Here is a 14,485-nt window from a genome sequence, read left to right on the forward strand (position 1 = left end):
CAAATTCAAGGCCTGCCATGTCCCCCAGCATTTCACGCAGTCAGTCGCCCGCCCGCCAAGCGGCCTTGGTGCTAACCGATGCACAAAATACAGGCAATGCAGCAGGCTCAAGCAATGAGCCCAATGGTCGCCTTGCTCAATTTAAAACTGGGCTGAATGCCTGGGTGAACCAGGCCACCGGTGCCGAGCGCAGTGGCCGTTTGGAAGGGGCCCGTCGTATACAGAATTACCTGGACAAAAATGAAACACGGCCTCACTTGGATTTGAGTGGACTGGCCTTAACTACCTTACCCAACGATTACCGGGTGCTGGCACAGCTTGCAACGCTGCGTGGGGCGGTCCAAGGTGCTGGCGTTATTAATATATCGGGCAACCCTTTGGACACGGTTACTCAGGCTTCGCTGCTAACCCTTACTCCCCGTGAGCAGGGCTTGTTGTATGGTCAACTTTCTGCAAATGGTCCCGCTGGTTCGGTGGCTTGGGTCAGTAACTTGACCAATGTGGTGGACGTACTGCAGGAGCACGCCATGCCGGGCTTGGCTGCCTTGGCGCAACAGTGCCCCAAGGTATTTCAAACACCCATACCCACCCTGAGCCAAGCGGTGAATACCTACAACGAGCTGCGCGTCAAAACCCAAGCAAAAATTGATTGCAGCACGGCGAAGGGCTTTAATCTGAGCCCCATGACCGATTTGAATTTGGTGGACCACTTGGGTGGGCTTGAGCGGCTTCACCATTTGGCGCATGAATTGAAAGAGGCTGGCAAGGCCATGGCCGATGCCAAGCCCAAGTTGTTGTCCACTCAGAAAGATTTACAGAAAGGCCGTGAGCGGCTGGTGCAAATGGGGGGGCTGTGCCGCACCACTGAGCAATTGTTGATGGCCTTGCACGAGTGGCCTGCTGAAGCAGAGGATACCCTGAAACAGGTTGACCAACTGGACAAGGCCTTGGGCGATTTGCACCTGCGCAGCCTGAAAGCGGAAGCGCAAGGCGTGCAGGTGGATACCGCCCTGAACAGTCTGGTTGATTTGCTGATTCAACACACCTCGGGCTTGGCCAAAGCGTATACAGCACTCAACAAGCAATTGAACAACTACCAAACCTTGATGAATGCGCTGCCCAGCCATTGGCCACTGAAGGCGGAGTTAAGGCATTGGCTGGAGGGCAAGGCGGAGGCTATGGCCATGTTGAAGCAGCACAAGGACTTTGCCTTGATGCTGGGGCGTTTGGCAAAGCCAGCGCTGAACAGCGATCAACACGCCTTTTTATACACCCAGTTGGCAGACCGCTTGCCCACATTGCCAGCGGACAGCCCTTACCGCACCTTGCTGGCCAAGCACCCCGATGCGCAGGTTCGGGGCCTGGTGCCACATACTGCAAATAATGTTGTGGCGGAGGTAACCGAGCCTACGCAGCCTGCTGAAACCAGCCTTCGGCGCAGCCCCAGTGAGGAACTGCTGGCGCAATTCAAAGCGGTGGATGTGACCCCCACCAGCTTGGCCAAAGTGCGTTATGCAGACGCTGCCTTTGCTGCAGTTAAACAGGGCGACCTGGCCCAGTTGCATGAACTGCTGTGCCGTGGTTTACCGTCTGATATCGTGAATGCAGATGGCGAAACCCTGCTGCATGCCGCAGCAACACATGGGCAAATAACCGTGTTGCGCTGGTTGGCCAAGGTGCAAAAGCTGCCCATGGATTCGAGGGATAAATTAGAGCGAACTGCTCTACTGAGCGCCGCTAGTGCTGGACAAGTTCAAGCGATGGCCGCCTTGGTCGATGCTGGGGCCAACGTTAACGCAGCTGACGCCGACTCGAGCAGAGCCATTCACCTGGCTGCCCAGTTTGGTGATGTGCCCACCTTGGCGTATTGCGTGAATGAATTAAAGCACGGTTTGGAAGAGAAGAGCTCGTTTCGGCAAACCCCATTGCTGCTGGCAGCAGCGGGTGGAAAGGTGGGCAATGTGCGCTGGTTGGTGCAGCAGGGTGCCAACGTTAACGCAACTGACCTCTTCTCGCGCAAAGCCATTCACTGGGCTGCCCAGTGTGGTGATGTGCCCACCTTGGCGTATTGCGTGAATGAATTGAAGCACGGTTTGGAAGAGAAGGGCTTCAATGGGCGAACTCCGTTGTTGCACGCAGCAACGGGTGGAAAGGTGGGCAATGTGCGCTGGTTGGTGCAGAGGGGGGCCAACGTAAACGCAGCTGACGCCGACTCGTGCAAAGCCATTCACCTGGCTGCCCAGTTTGGTGACGTGCCCACCTTGGCGTATTGCGTGAATGAATTAAAGCACGGTTTGGAGGAGAAGGGCTTCAATGGGCAAACCCCGTTGTTGCACGCAGCAGATGATGGAAAGGTAGACGCTATGCGCTGGTTGGTGCAGCGGGGGGCCAATATACAGGCCAGAGACGATTCCGGTAGGGGCTTGGAAACAATCATTCAGGGCAAGCAAAACCCTGACCTGACTGCATACCTGGCCGAACTAAGCGATGCTTCGAAACAAGGGCAACAGCCTGTGGCCAGCAACGTATTTCAGCGCATCGCCCGCACATTCGGCTAGGTATGTACCCGGTATGGTCGGTCAGTTTTTTTACTGCCCAATCTTGCTTTCTTTCCCCGCCATCAGGTTGGCAATGTTTTGCTTGTGGCGGTACACCAGTAGGGCCGCCATCACCAGCACGGCGGCGGCTTGGCCGTCTAGCCCAAACAACAGGGCGTTGTAAAACACGGCGAAAATGCTGGCCACCAAGGCGGCCAGGGATGAATATCGGAAGAAGTAAGCAATCACCAACCAAGTCACCGCAGTGGCCAAGCCCAGCACCCAGTTGAGGCCCAGCAGCACGCCCAGTGCGGTGGCCACGCCTTTGCCACCTTCAAACTTGAAGAAGATGGGGTACAGGTGGCCGATAAAGGCGGCCAAGCCAACCCAGGCCACATCGCTTTGGGTGAATTGGTAGGTGTCTTGAAAGTGGTAGGCCAGCCCCACGGCCAGGGTGCCTTTCAATGCATCGCCCAGCAAAGTGAACAAGGCTGCTTTTTTGTTGCCGCTGCGCAGCACATTGGTGGCACCCGGGTTTTTAGAGCCGTAGGTGCGGGGGTCGGCCAGGCCGGAAAATTTGGACACCACCACGGCAAACGACACGGAGCCAATGAGGTAGGCAATCACAAGGGCGGCAATGAAGGGCATCACAGTGGGGGGTCTCCGTTGTTGTTTTGCGCGTTGTTGTTTTGCGTATTGTGCCGCAAACCAGCACTTGCGGGTTTCCCTCTGAACTTGTTTTGGCAAGCCAACCACCAAACATTTTAACGGTGGACAAACGACATCATGAACAATCAATTTCCCGCGGGTCTGTTTGGGTTTAACCTGCCCCTGCTCAATGTGCAGCCTCAGCAGGCCGTAGCACCGGCCGCACATGCCGCCGCGCCTGGTCAGCATTCCCCAGCCACACCGCCCGAGCCGCAAGCTCCCATGGCCGCAGTGGCGGCGCAAATGGCCCATGGGTTAAATCCGTTGGCCCCTGCGGTGCCACAGTGGCCAGCACCTGCAGGTTCACCACACACGCCTCCCGATCAAATCATGCCAGCGTTTGTGCCGCCTGCACCTGGCTTTTTGCAAGCAGCCTTGCAGGCCCATGTCATGGGGGCTCTACCGGTGTTACCCCATTCGCCAGTTGTACCGCTTCATTTGAACATTGGGGGGCATGTTGGGGCCGGACGAAACCTGTTGGCGGCTTTCAACGCCCCGAGCCCTGAATCGGCAGCATCCGATCAAACCCGCGTTCAGGCCTCGCCACCCAGTGTGTGCAAGCCCGGCGCGCCTGCACGCCGTCGTGACGATGGGTTTGATGATGGCTCTCCCAATCCCCGCCCCCGCCAGCAGCTGCGGGCATAAGCAGTCACCAACGTCGCGTTTTACCTGGCCATGGGGTGGCTGGTGTTCAACAACTGGTGAAGTTGCTCTTTGGCCACGTGGGTGTATATCTGCGTGGTGGTAATGTCGGCATGGCCCAGCAGCAACTGCACCACCCGCAGGTCGGCCCCATGGTTCAGCAGGTGCGTGGCAAAGGCATGCCGCAGCACGTGCGGGCTAATGGGGCTGTGTATGCCGGCCAGCACGGCATAGCGCTTGATGTTTTTCCAGAAGGCTTGGCGCGTCATGGGGCTGCCCAGGTGCGTCACGAACAGCTGGTCGCAGGTTTTGCCCTGCAACAGTTCGCCCCGGGTTTGACTGAGGTACAGCAGCACTGCCAGCCGGGCGGGCTCACCCATGGGCACCAGTCGTTCCTTGTTGCCCTTGCCCAGCACTTTAAGGGCGCCTGCAGTCAAGTCGATGGCTTGAACTGGCAGGTTGACCAGTTCGCTCACGCGCAGGCCGCTGGCGTACATCAGTTCCAGCATGGCTTTGTCGCGCACGCCTTGGGGGGTGTGCACATCAGGTGCGTTAATCAGGTTGACCACATCGGCTTCGCTCAAGGTTTTGGGCACGCGCAGGCCTTGCTTGGCGCTGCTCAAGGGCAGGGCGGGGTTGTCGCTGCGGCGGTGTGTGCTGCGCAGCCACAGGTAAAAGCGTTTCAGGCTGCTGGTTTTGCGGTTCAGGCTGCTGGGCTTCAGCCCTTGCAGGTCGAGAATGTAGTTGCGCAACTGCTCGGTGTTGGCCTGTAGCAGGCTGGTGCTGTTGTCAGGGTTGTGGTCTCTGTCAACGTGTTCAATCAACCAATGCGAAAACTGCTCTAGGTCGCTTTTGTAGGCGCTCAGGCTGTTGTTCGACAGGCCGTCTTCCAGCAGCAAGCTGGTGCAAAAATCGGTGATGAGTTCGGCGTTGCTGTGCATGCCTGGCTGGCCTCGTGCAAGAATGGTCATCATACCGTTTTGACTTGCAGTGGAGTTTTGCATGAGCACACCGAAGCCTGAATCAATTGCTGATTTGCGGAAGGATTACACCCGGGCCACGCTGGACGAGGCCGATGCCTTGCCCAACCCGTTTGATTTGTTTGCCCGCTGGTTTGATGAAGCCTTGAAGGCCGAACTGCCCGAGCCCAATGCCATGACCTTGGCCACCGTGAATGCACAGGGCAGGCCCGCTGCCCGCATTGTGCTCATCAAAGGGGTGGATGCACGGGGCTTTACGTTTTTTACCAACTACGCCAGCCGCAAAGGGCAAGAGCTGCTCGCCAACCCCCATGCCGCCTTGCTGTTTCACTGGACCGAGCTGGAGCGCCAGGTACGCATTGAGGGGCGGGTGGAGAAGGTGAGCGAGGCCGAGTCGGACGCCTATTACCGCTCACGCCCGGCTGGCAGCCGCTTGGGTGCCTGGGCCTCGCCCCAAAGCCAGGTGATTGAAAGCCGGGATGCGCTGGAGGCGCGTGTGCACCAAGCCCGTGCACTGCAGAATGGCGATCCGGTGGACCGGCCCCCATTTTGGGGCGGCTACCGTTTGGTGCCCGACTACTTTGAGTTTTGGCAGGGGCGGCCTTCCCGCCTGCATGACCGCCTGGCCTACAGCCTTGACGGTACTGGCACTGACGCTGGCTGGACGATTGCGCGCTTGGCACCGTAATTGCATTGACGTTGATACTCTGGATGGGGCTGGCCATGACCGGCCCCCAATGACCTGAATACCCAAACCTGAACCACCTGGAAATTGCCATGCCCAACAAAGGGAAACCGGGCGCACCCAAGCCGGCCAGCAGCGGCGCTTTGCGCGTGTTGCTGATTGATGAAGAGCCTGGACGTGCAGCCATTCTTGAACGCGCCTTGCTGGATGCCGGTTATGAACTGGTGTCGCGGCTAACGTCGACCCACCGCCTGGCTGAGCATGTGGCCGCCAGCGCACCCGACATCGTCATCGTTGACATGGACTCGCCCGACCGCGACAGCCTGGAGAACATGGCGGTGTTGTCGCGCAGCAACCCCAAGCCGGTGATTTTGTTTTCGGGTGAAGACGACGAGGACACCATTGCAGGGGCCATTCGCGCAGGCGTGAGTGCCTATGTGGCCGACGGCATGAACCCGGACCGTGTGCGGCCCATTATTCAGGTGGCAGTGGCCCGGTTCCGCGAATTTCAGGCATTGAAGGCCGAGCTGCAACACACCAAGGAGCAGTTGGCCGACCGCAAGCTGATCGACAAGGCCAAGGGGCTGTTGATGAAGCACCGCAATTTTTCGGAAGACCAGGCCTACCACGCCATGCGGAAGTTGGCCATGGAACGCAACCAGCGCCTGGTGGACACCGCGCGCAGTGTGATCGAGGTGTTTGAGATGTTGGATGGGGGCGGACTTTAATGAGTGCTGCATTAAAAATCGGGATTTTGGCGCTCACGGATTCGGCCCCGTTTGTGGTGGCTCAGCATTTGAGCCTGTTTGCCCGGGCGGGTTTGGAGGTGGCGCTGGAGCGTCAGCCTTCGTGGGCCACACTGCGCGACAAGTTGGTGTATGGCGAAATTCAGGCTGCGCACATGCTGGCGCCCATGGCGATTGCGGTGGAGCTGGGTTTGGGTGGTTCGCCCCGAAAGTCCATTCGCGCCCCCTTGGTGTTGAGCCGGGGTGGCAATGGTGTGACGGTGTCCAATGCCCTGTGGGAAGTATTGCAAACGAGCACAGCGGGGCATACGTTGGGCGATGCCATTCGCGCCCGCAAAGCGCAAGGGCTGCCACCGCTGGTGTTTGGCACGGTGTTCCGGTTTTCGATGCACACCTTGCAGTTGCGCCGGTGGCTGAGTGCGCAAGGCGTAGACCCGGATGTGGATGTGCGGTTTGAGGCATTGCCGCCCATCCGCATGGTTCAGGCCTTGCGCACTGGCGAGGTGGATGCATTCTGCGCGGGCGAGCCGTGGGGCTCACTGGCGGTGAGCCAGCGGGTGGGCCACATGGTGGCCACGTCCAGCCAGTTGTGGCCGGATGCACCCGAGAAGGTGTTGGGTTTTTCCACGGCTTGGGCCTATTCACATGCGGCCGAACGGGATGCCATTGTGCGCGCAGTGCAGACGGCCTGCCATTGGTTGCAGGACGGCGAGGCCAACCGCCGGCAGGCAGCACAGTGGTTGTCGATGGCCGAATTTGCCAATGTACCGGCGGACCTGCTGGAGCGGGCTTTGTTGAACACGCCAGCCTTGAACCCGAAGGTGCCCGTGTTGACTTTTGATGGACAGGCTTTGTCCCAAACCGACCTGCCCATGCTGGAACACATGTGGCTGGAAACCCAAAGCCTGTGCGGACCTTTGGGCGCACAGTCGCTGGACGGTTTTGACCGTGTGAAAGAGGTGTTTAACCTCATGGGTTAAAAGCTGGGGTTGAATTACACTAAAGGCATGTGTCCGCTGGCAGCGAGGGTGGAATGGTGTTCAAGCGTTTAGTGTTTGGTTTTTGGTTGGGTTTGTTTGTGCTCGTTGGAATGCCTGCTCAGGCAGCGTCCAGCAATGACTTGGATTCAAGCCTGTCAAAGTTGCATGCGGTGGTGCCAGGCCTGAATCTAAAAATCGAGATTGCCAAAACGCACAGCCGGGCTTTTGTGAATGAAGAAAGCTCACCACCTGAGCTCACGGTGGACCCCGACTTTCTCAACCAGTTACAGCCCGATGCGGTGCTCTTCATGGTGGCGCACGAGTACGCCCACGTACACATGCACCACCAAAAGCAATTGGGTGAAAAGGCCATGGCTTTGGTGGGTTTGCCCGACCCAGACCGTGCATTTGATGCGCTGGAAACACAGCCCGTGTTGATGGAGCAGTTGAACACGGTGAACCGGCAGTTTGAGCTGGATGCCGATGAGCAAGCCCGCAAGTGGCTGGCCCAACTCGGCGTGCAGGCCTGCACGGACGATGTGTTGCGAAGCATTGATGGCGGTGAATTCGCCATGATGCCGATCACGAATTCACACCCGGGGTTTTACCAGCGGCGCAAGGTGATTTGCGCCGGCAATGCGCCTTAAGCGTTCAACCTTGGGCGTTAAGCCGACAACGCTTGCGCCACCCACTCCACCCAATGGCGTACATCCACACTCGCACTGCCTTCCAGGTGGGTTAGGCAACCAATGTTGGCCGATGCAATGGCTTGCGGTTTGCCCGCCATCAGGTTGTTGAGTTTTCGTTCTTTCAACTGACTGGACAGCTCGGGTTGCAGCACCGAATACGTGCCTGCGGAGCCGCAGCACAGATGGCTTTCGGCCACCGGCGTGAGTTCAAAGCCGAGTTTGGTCAGCAAGCCTTCCACCACGCCTTTCAGTTGTTGACCGTGCTGCAAGGTGCACGGTGGGTGAAAGGCAATGCGTTGGGGAATGCGCTGCTGGTTCATGGCGGCTTTCACCTGGGTGCCCAAGGCAGCCACTGAATCGGCGTTTTGCTTCAGCAAATACTCGCCAATGTCCATGGTTTTGTCCGACACCAATTTTGCTTTGGTCGCGTAGGCAGGGTCGTGTTCAAAGTGGTGGTGGTATTCACGCACGGTGACACCGCAACCGGATGCATTCATGACGAGTGCTTCAGCTTCACCGCTGGCCAGTAGTGGGTACCAGGCATCGATGTTGGCTTTCATTTGGGCCTTGCCGCCATCGTGGTCGTTGAGGTGAAACTTCACAGCACCACAACAGCCGCTTTCAGACACCACCATGCTTTGAATGTTGAGTGCGTCGAGAATGACCGAGGTGGCATTGTCGATGGACGGCACCATGGCCGGTTGCACGCAGCCCTTGAGCAAAATCACTTTGCGGCTGTGCGTGTTGCTGGCAAAGTGTGGGTTGTAACGGCTGGCGGGCACTTTGGCCTTGATGCTGGCCGGCAGAATGCCGCGCACCGCTTTGCCCAGGGCCATGCCGGTATTGAACAGTGCCGGGGTGGTCATGAGTGTTTTGAGGGCATTGCGCTTGAACTGTTCACCCGCTGGGCGCTCCACTTTTTCATCGACCACCTTGCGGCCAATGTCGATCAACTGGCCGTATTTCACGCCCGATGGACAGGTGCTTTCGCAATTGCGGCAAGTGAGGCAGCGGTCCAGGTGTTGCTGGGTTTTGCGCGTGACTTGCTTGCCTTCCAACACTTGTTTGATGAGGTAAATGCGGCCGCGTGGGCTGTCGAGTTCGTCACCCAGAATTTGGTAGGTGGGGCAGGTGGCAGTACAAAATCCACAGTGCACGCACTTGCGCAAAATCGCTTCAGCGGTTTGGCCCTCGGGCGTGTCTTTGATCCAGTCGGCGAGTTGGGTATCCATGGTGGCTTACAGAATGGGGGCGAGGCGGTTCACGCTGAAAATGCCAGCGGGGTCGAATTGTTGTTTCAAGCGGCGTTGCAATTCGACCATGGCTTTGGCCGGTGCATGAAACGCCTGCGCACGTTGTTCGGGGTTGCTGCTGCGATACAGGGTGGAATGGCCGCCCACGGCTTGTGCAGCGCTGCGAATATGCTCCAGCGATGTACCCTCAGCAGGGCGCAGCCAGCGCAGGCCACTGGCCCATTCATGCAGGCTTTGGCCGGGCAGGTTCAGCGGTGCACGGGTGGCTGGTACGGCCAAGCGCCACAAGTCGCCTTCGGCGGTAAACATGGGGTGGGTTTGGTCGCGCAGGCTGGCCCAGAATGCATCGGCCGCGGGTGGCAGCATGACTGCACCGCCCAGGCCTTTCACGGCAGCGTCCACTGCAGCGCGGGCCCCGCGCAGGCGAACGGTCAGCAAACCGTTTTCCCAGGCGGTCGCGTTGATGGGGAGGGGCTTGCCCAGCCAGCCGTTGGTTTGTTCAATGGCCTTGGCTTCGCTGTATTCAAATTGCAGGGTGGCTTCGGCCACGGCCTTGGGCAATACTTTGATGGACAAGTCCACCGCAATGCCCAGGGTGCCGAGGCTGCCGGGAATGACGCGTGACACATCGTAGCCCGCCACGTTTTTCATGACCACGCCGCCGAAGTGCAGCAGTTGGCCTTTGCCGTCGAGCAGGGTACAGCCCAGCACATAGTCCTTCACGCCGCCGCGCGCCAAGCGGGCTGGGCCTGCCAAGCCACTGGCGATGACGCCGCCGATGGTGGACTGTGCGCCAAACCGGGGTGGCTCAAAGGCCAGTTCTTGCTGGTGCTCGGCCAGTGCGGCTTCGATGGTGGCCAAGGGCGTGCCGGCTTTGGCCGTGATCACCAACTCGGTGGGCTCATAGGCCAAAATGCCTGTCCATTCCGACAGGTTGACATCCTCGCCTTGCAGCGGACCGCCATAAAATTGCTTGGTGTTGCCGCCCACCGGGCGGAGTGGTGTGCCATTGCGTGCAGCCGTTTCAACACGGCTGCACAGGTGGTCAAGAAAGTCGCTCATGAAAGGGCCAGGCCTGAATCAGAATCGGGGAATGTCGGAAAACGGCATTTGGCCGTGGTGCACATGCATGCGGCCATACTCGGCGCAGCGCTGAAGGGTGGGAATCACCTTGCCCGGGTTCAACAACCCGGGTTCGTCGAAGGCTTTTTTCACCGCGAAAAAAGCATCTAGCTCGGCACGCGAAAACTGCACGCACATCTGGTTGATTTTTTCGATGCCCACACCATGCTCACCGGTGACGGTGCCACCCACTTCCACGCACAGTTCCAGAATCTCTGCGCCAAAGTCTTCGGCGCGTTTGACTTCGTCGGGGTTGTTGGCATCAAACAAAATCAGCGGATGCAAGTTGCCGTCGCCCGCGTGGAACACGTTGGCGCAACGCAGGTTGTATTTCTTTTCCATATCGGCCATGGCGTGCAGCACGTCGGCCAACCGTTTGCGGGGAATGGTGCCGTCCATGCAGTAGTAGTCGGGCGACACGCGGCCCGCCGCCGGGAATGCATTTTTGCGGCCCGCCCAAAACTTCACGCGCTCGGCTTCCGATTGCGACACCTTGATGGCTGTGGCACCACAGCCATTGAGCACTCGGCTCATGGCTTCAATTTCCTCGGCCACTTCTTCCGGTGTGCCATCGCTTTCCAGCAGCAAAATGGCTTCGGCTTCGGTGTCGTAACCGGCATTTACAAACGGCTCCACCATTTGGCTGGCGCGCTTGTCCATCATCTCCAAGCCTGCGGGAATAATGCCCGCTGCCAACACAGCGGCTACGGCGTTGCCCGCGTTGGCCACATCGTCGAAGCTGGCCATAATCACCTGCGCCAAGGCGGGTTTGGGCACCAGCTTCACGGTCACTTCCGTAACCACGGCCAACATTCCCTCGGAGCCGATCACGAGGTTGAGCAGGTCGATGCCTGCGCAGTCCGGGGCTTCCGAGCCAAATTCAACCACTTCGCCGTCGATGGTGATGCCGCGCACCTTCAGTACGTTGTGAACGGTGAGACCGTATTTCAAACAGTGCACGCCGCCGCTGTTTTCGGCCACGTTGCCGCCAATGGTGCAGGCAATTTGGCTCGAGGGGTCGGGTGCGTAGTACAGGTTGAGGTGCGCAACCGCTTCGGAAATGCCGAGGTTGCGCACACCAGGCTGCACTTTGGCTGTGCGGGAAGGCACATCAATGTCGAGAATTTTGTTGAATTTGGCCATGCCCAGCAAAATGCCTGCAGGGTGCGGCTGCGCGCCGCCGGATAAACCCGTGCCTGCACCGCGCGCCACCACGGGCACATTCAGCGACCGCGCCAGCTTGAGAATGGCAATCACCTGCGCTTCGGTTTCAGGCAGGGCCACCACCAGCGGTAGCTGGCGAAACAGGCTCAAGCCATCGCACTCGTAGGGCCGGGTGTCTTCCACCTCGTGCAGCACGGCCTGAGGCGGCAAAATGCCGTTCAGGCCCTCAATGACCTGTTGGCGCAGGGCGTTGTTCAATGTAAACGGTTCGGCGGGGGCGTTCATGGTGCATACATCCAAATTCCAGCCCCATAGAATACCCAAAAAAGGGGGTTTTTGAGCATTGGTGTATGCCCGGGGGGCCTTGCCTGCAAATGCTTACAGCGCGGTTTGCAAGGGGCAGCGTGGGCGGGTTTGCATGCTGTAGTTGCGTTGGCTGAGCAAGCTGGGGTTGGCCTTCAGGCGAAGGGCCGCTGCGAAGGCAATCATGGCACCGTTGTCTGTGCACAAGCTAAGCTCAGGAAAGTACACCTGAATGCCGCGTTTGCTGGCCGCCTCAGTGAGCTGTGCGCGCAGCAGCCGGTTGGCACCCACGCCGCCCGCCACCACCAAGCGTTGGTGCTGGCTTTCCCGGGTGGCCGCGATGGATTTTTTCACCAACACCTCGACAATGGCGGCCTGAAAGCTGGCGCAGAGGTCGGCTTTGTCCTGAGGGTTCAACACCATGGTCTCGGTCGGCTGGGCCACACCTGCCAATTTCATGGCGGTGGTGAGCACAGCAGTTTTAAGTCCGGAAAAGCTGAAATCGAAGTTGCCACTGTGCAACATGGGGCGGGGCAATTTGAAGCGGGTGGGGTCGCCCTGTTCAGCCAAGGCTGACAAGGCTGGGCCGCCCGGGTAGGGCAGGCCAATCATCTTGGCTGTTTTGTCGAAGGCTTCGCCCGCTGCATCGTCGAGCGTTTCGCCCAGCAGCGTGTATTGGCCCAAGCCTTCTACGGCCATCAATTGCGAATGCCCACCACTCACCAACAAGGCCGTGAACGGAAATTTGGGCGGATTGGCCGACAACAGGGGTGACAACAAATGCCCTTCCAGGTGGTGCACCGGAATGACCGGTTTGCCCAAGCCCATGGCCAGGCTCGTGGCAAAGGCGTTGCCAGCCATGAGTGCACCGGGCAAGCCGGGGCCTGTGGTCACCGCCACGGCATCCACGTCGTGCAGGGTTTTGCCGCTGTCTGCCAGCACTTGGTTCATGAGGGGAATAAGGCGGCGAATGTGGTCGCGGGAGGCCAATTCGGGCACCACACCGCCGTAGTCCTTGTGCATGGCAATTTGCGAATGCAGCGCCTGGCCCAAAATGGTGCCCTCGGTGGTGCACAGGGCAACACCGGTTTCGTCGCAAGAGCTTTCGAAACCCAGAACGAGTTGTGGTGCAGCATGCATGGGGGAGTTCAGGCCAGCGGGTAGTGGGGTTGGTCGCCATTTTCGCACACCCAGTTCACCCACAGCTTGCCATCGGTGCCTTCTTGCAGTGTGGCGTAGTTGCGGGTGCGCAAATAGGTGCTGCTGCCAAACGGGGTCAGCATGCGGCTGCGGATGTGGCCATTTTCGTCCAGGGTTTCTTCCCGGTCGTTGGTGATGGCCACGATGCCCGCCCACTGCAGGGCATTGGGGGCGGGGTGCACAATGCCCGACGACACCACCTGGTGCAGGTTGATGGGCGTGTCGTCGGTGCTGTCTTGCACCACGCCGATGCAGCCCACATGCACATCGCCCGACAGCAGTACAGTGCGGGCTTTGCCGAGTGCCGATTTGCGTTGGCGTGTGTTGTCCAGCAGGCGCATGATGAGCCTGGCGCGTTCGCCCTGGTGGGCGCGGGCCCGCCAGTGGTCTTTCAGGTCGTCGGTCAATTCCTGGTCGCCGGGCAGGGTGTCCAGCGTTTGTTCTACAAAGGAGAAATCCCTGTAGACCACGGGTACGCCACTCATGACCAGCAGGTCGCTACCGATCAGGGTGTTCAAGGTGTTGATGACAGTTTGCCAGTGGTTGTCGCCCATGATGCGGTTCAGGCTTCGGTCGCTGCGGTTGTCCAGCGCCAGTATGTTGAGCCCGCGAAACCTCAACAGGGCGGAGTGGTGCGTGGCTTGCGGGTCCAGCAGTGTTGTGTTGGCCAAACGGCCTCGCAGTTGGAACAGTTGAAACGCCGCATTGGCTGCCTGAAAGGCCGCTTGCATTACAGCGGACCGCTGCAAGTCGTCACTGTAACTGCCCCAGCCGTCCACAATGTCGTGGTCGTCCCACATCATCAGGCTGGGTATGGTTGCCAAGGCCTGCGCCGTGCTCGGCTCGTTCCAGCGTTCCAGATAGAGATTGAAGTAGGCAGACTGAAGGTCTGCCAGCTCTTTTTGGCTGGGTTTCAACGTGCATTTTTGCTCTTTGGGCAAGGCGCTCCAGCGCTTCAGCAGTGGGACTGAGCCCCAAAGGCTGTCGGCATACACCTGGTCACCACCCATCAACAGCAGGTGGAAGGGCTGCTGACCATGGTCCTGCAGCAATTTGGCCCACAACGCAAAAGGCTGTGCGGTGTTTTTCATCAGTTTGGCATCCGAAAAGCCGTTGCAAGACGCATAGGCCAGCCGTGGCGCTTGGCTGCTGCCAGGCACTTCAAAGACCCAGTGTGACAAGCCTTGTTGGCTGGTGGCACCCAACCCATTGAGCAGCACTGTGTACACACATTGTTGGGCCGTTGCGCTGACCGGCACTTGAATATCTGCGCGCCAAAAGCCCCACTGTGCAGTGGTGGTTAAGCATTGAGCGGCTGCATTCATTGCCTGTCCGCCAATCGTGAACTGCACCGCTGCTTGCTGCACGGTGGAGGGCACCGCAAAACACACGGTGTAATGGGTGTCGGACTCAAGGCCCAGCAATGGGCCGAGCAGCAGGTTGTTGGTTTTTGGCATGGCAGTGTGGGCAATGAAT

General features: G+C 59.0%; 13 protein-coding genes. 6 read left to right on the forward strand and 7 right to left on the reverse strand.

Going from position 1 to position 14,485, the window contains the following annotated elements; genetic code table 11:
• The first annotated feature begins 17 nt into the window (after positions 1–17).
• Complete coding sequence (locus VGE55_RS04465; protein ID WP_331130505.1) at positions 18–2,558, forward strand: ankyrin repeat domain-containing protein; 2,541 nt, start codon at positions 18–20, stop codon at positions 2,556–2,558.
• Between the two features lie 30 nt (positions 2,559–2,588).
• Here the strand turns inward: VGE55_RS04465 and plsY are convergent, their stop codons facing one another.
• Positions 2,589–3,185: a glycerol-3-phosphate 1-O-acyltransferase PlsY gene (plsY, locus tag VGE55_RS04470; RefSeq protein WP_331130506.1), complete on the reverse strand. Its 597-nt coding sequence runs from the start codon at positions 3,183–3,185 to the stop codon at positions 2,589–2,591.
• 138 nt (positions 3,186–3,323) lie between these two features.
• Between plsY and VGE55_RS04475 the strand changes: the two genes are divergently transcribed.
• A complete protein-coding gene (locus tag VGE55_RS04475; protein ID WP_331130507.1) occupies positions 3,324–3,890 on the forward strand; it encodes a hypothetical protein in 567 nt (188 codons plus the stop codon).
• A 20-nt stretch (positions 3,891–3,910) separates the two neighbouring features.
• On the opposite strand, the gene xerD is transcribed toward VGE55_RS04475, so the two are convergent.
• Complete coding sequence (gene xerD / locus VGE55_RS04480) at positions 3,911–4,858, reverse strand: site-specific tyrosine recombinase XerD (RefSeq protein WP_331130872.1); 948 nt, start codon at positions 4,856–4,858, stop codon at positions 3,911–3,913.
• A gap of 31 nt (positions 4,859–4,889) precedes the next feature.
• On the opposite strand from xerD, the gene pdxH reads away from it, so the two are divergent.
• The 4 genes from pdxH (at position 4,890) to VGE55_RS04500 (ending at position 7,925) form a co-directional block, all read left to right on the forward strand.
• Positions 4,890–5,555, forward strand: a complete 666-nt coding sequence (gene pdxH / locus VGE55_RS04485; RefSeq protein ID WP_331130508.1) for a pyridoxamine 5'-phosphate oxidase — start codon at positions 4,890–4,892, stop codon at positions 5,553–5,555.
• An 89-nt stretch (positions 5,556–5,644) separates the two neighbouring features.
• Positions 5,645–6,280, forward strand: a complete 636-nt coding sequence (locus VGE55_RS04490) for an ANTAR domain-containing response regulator (RefSeq protein ID WP_331130509.1) — start codon at positions 5,645–5,647, stop codon at positions 6,278–6,280.
• Positions 6,280–7,278 (forward strand): CmpA/NrtA family ABC transporter substrate-binding protein, encoded by a 999-nt coding sequence (locus VGE55_RS04495; protein WP_331130510.1) that lies wholly within the window; start codon positions 6,280–6,282, stop codon positions 7,276–7,278. Before VGE55_RS04490 ends, VGE55_RS04495 begins: the two co-directional genes overlap by 1 nt.
• Positions 7,279–7,388: 110 nt before the next feature.
• Entirely contained in the window at positions 7,389–7,925 is a 537-nt protein-coding gene (locus tag VGE55_RS04500; protein WP_331130511.1) for a hypothetical protein, read from the forward strand.
• Positions 7,926–7,942: 17 nt separating this feature from the next.
• Here VGE55_RS04500 and glcF read toward each other — a convergent pair whose 3' ends face one another.
• From glcF to VGE55_RS04525, 5 genes are all read right to left on the reverse strand, one after another.
• Positions 7,943–9,199, reverse strand: a complete 1,257-nt coding sequence (glcF, locus tag VGE55_RS04505) for a glycolate oxidase subunit GlcF (protein WP_331130512.1) — start codon at positions 9,197–9,199, stop codon at positions 7,943–7,945.
• Between the two features lie 6 nt (positions 9,200–9,205).
• Entirely contained in the window at positions 9,206–10,282 is a 1,077-nt protein-coding gene (gene glcE / locus VGE55_RS04510; RefSeq protein WP_331130513.1) for a glycolate oxidase subunit GlcE, read from the reverse strand.
• An 18-nt stretch (positions 10,283–10,300) separates the two neighbouring features.
• Positions 10,301–11,791, reverse strand: coding sequence for an FAD-linked oxidase C-terminal domain-containing protein (locus tag VGE55_RS04515; protein WP_331130514.1), 1,491 nt, complete (start codon positions 11,789–11,791; stop codon positions 10,301–10,303).
• Between the two features lie 93 nt (positions 11,792–11,884).
• Positions 11,885–12,949, reverse strand: a complete 1,065-nt coding sequence (tsaD, locus tag VGE55_RS04520; RefSeq protein ID WP_331130515.1) for a tRNA (adenosine(37)-N6)-threonylcarbamoyltransferase complex transferase subunit TsaD — start codon at positions 12,947–12,949, stop codon at positions 11,885–11,887.
• A gap of 8 nt (positions 12,950–12,957) precedes the next feature.
• A complete protein-coding gene (locus tag VGE55_RS04525) occupies positions 12,958–14,466 on the reverse strand; it encodes an alkaline phosphatase D family protein (RefSeq protein ID WP_331130516.1) in 1,509 nt (502 codons plus the stop codon).
• Positions 14,467–14,485: the final 19 nt, after the last annotated feature.

The organism is Limnobacter sp. (assembly GCF_036405155.1).
Lineage (GTDB): Bacteria > Pseudomonadota > Gammaproteobacteria > Burkholderiales > Burkholderiaceae_B > Limnobacter.

What these genes read in the sequence shown, in the direction of transcription:
- plsY (WP_331130506.1), bottom strand. Translation starts at nt 3,185, where the DNA reads ATGCCCTTCATTGCCGCCCTTGTGATTGCCTACCTCATTGGCTCCGTG.
- VGE55_RS04495 (WP_331130510.1), top strand. Translation starts at nt 6,280, where the DNA reads ATGAGTGCTGCATTAAAAATCGGGATTTTGGCGCTCACGGATTCGGCC.
- VGE55_RS04475 (WP_331130507.1), top strand. Translation starts at nt 3,324, where the DNA reads ATGAACAATCAATTTCCCGCGGGTCTGTTTGGGTTTAACCTGCCCCTG.
- VGE55_RS04465 (WP_331130505.1), top strand. Translation starts at nt 18, where the DNA reads ATGTCCCCCAGCATTTCACGCAGTCAGTCGCCCGCCCGCCAAGCGGCC.
- VGE55_RS04490 (WP_331130509.1), top strand. Translation starts at nt 5,645, where the DNA reads ATGCCCAACAAAGGGAAACCGGGCGCACCCAAGCCGGCCAGCAGCGGC.
- tsaD (WP_331130515.1), bottom strand. Translation starts at nt 12,949, where the DNA reads ATGCATGCTGCACCACAACTCGTTCTGGGTTTCGAAAGCTCTTGCGAC.
- glcF (WP_331130512.1), bottom strand. Translation starts at nt 9,199, where the DNA reads ATGGATACCCAACTCGCCGACTGGATCAAAGACACGCCCGAGGGCCAA.
- VGE55_RS04525 (WP_331130516.1), bottom strand. Translation starts at nt 14,466, where the DNA reads ATGCCAAAAACCAACAACCTGCTGCTCGGCCCATTGCTGGGCCTTGAG.
- VGE55_RS04500 (WP_331130511.1), top strand. Translation starts at nt 7,389, where the DNA reads ATGCCTGCTCAGGCAGCGTCCAGCAATGACTTGGATTCAAGCCTGTCA.
- pdxH (WP_331130508.1), top strand. Translation starts at nt 4,890, where the DNA reads ATGAGCACACCGAAGCCTGAATCAATTGCTGATTTGCGGAAGGATTAC.
- xerD (WP_331130872.1), bottom strand. Translation starts at nt 4,858, where the DNA reads ATGACCATTCTTGCACGAGGCCAGCCAGGCATGCACAGCAACGCCGAA.
- VGE55_RS04515 (WP_331130514.1), bottom strand. Translation starts at nt 11,791, where the DNA reads ATGAACGCCCCCGCCGAACCGTTTACATTGAACAACGCCCTGCGCCAA.
- glcE (WP_331130513.1), bottom strand. Translation starts at nt 10,282, where the DNA reads ATGAGCGACTTTCTTGACCACCTGTGCAGCCGTGTTGAAACGGCTGCA.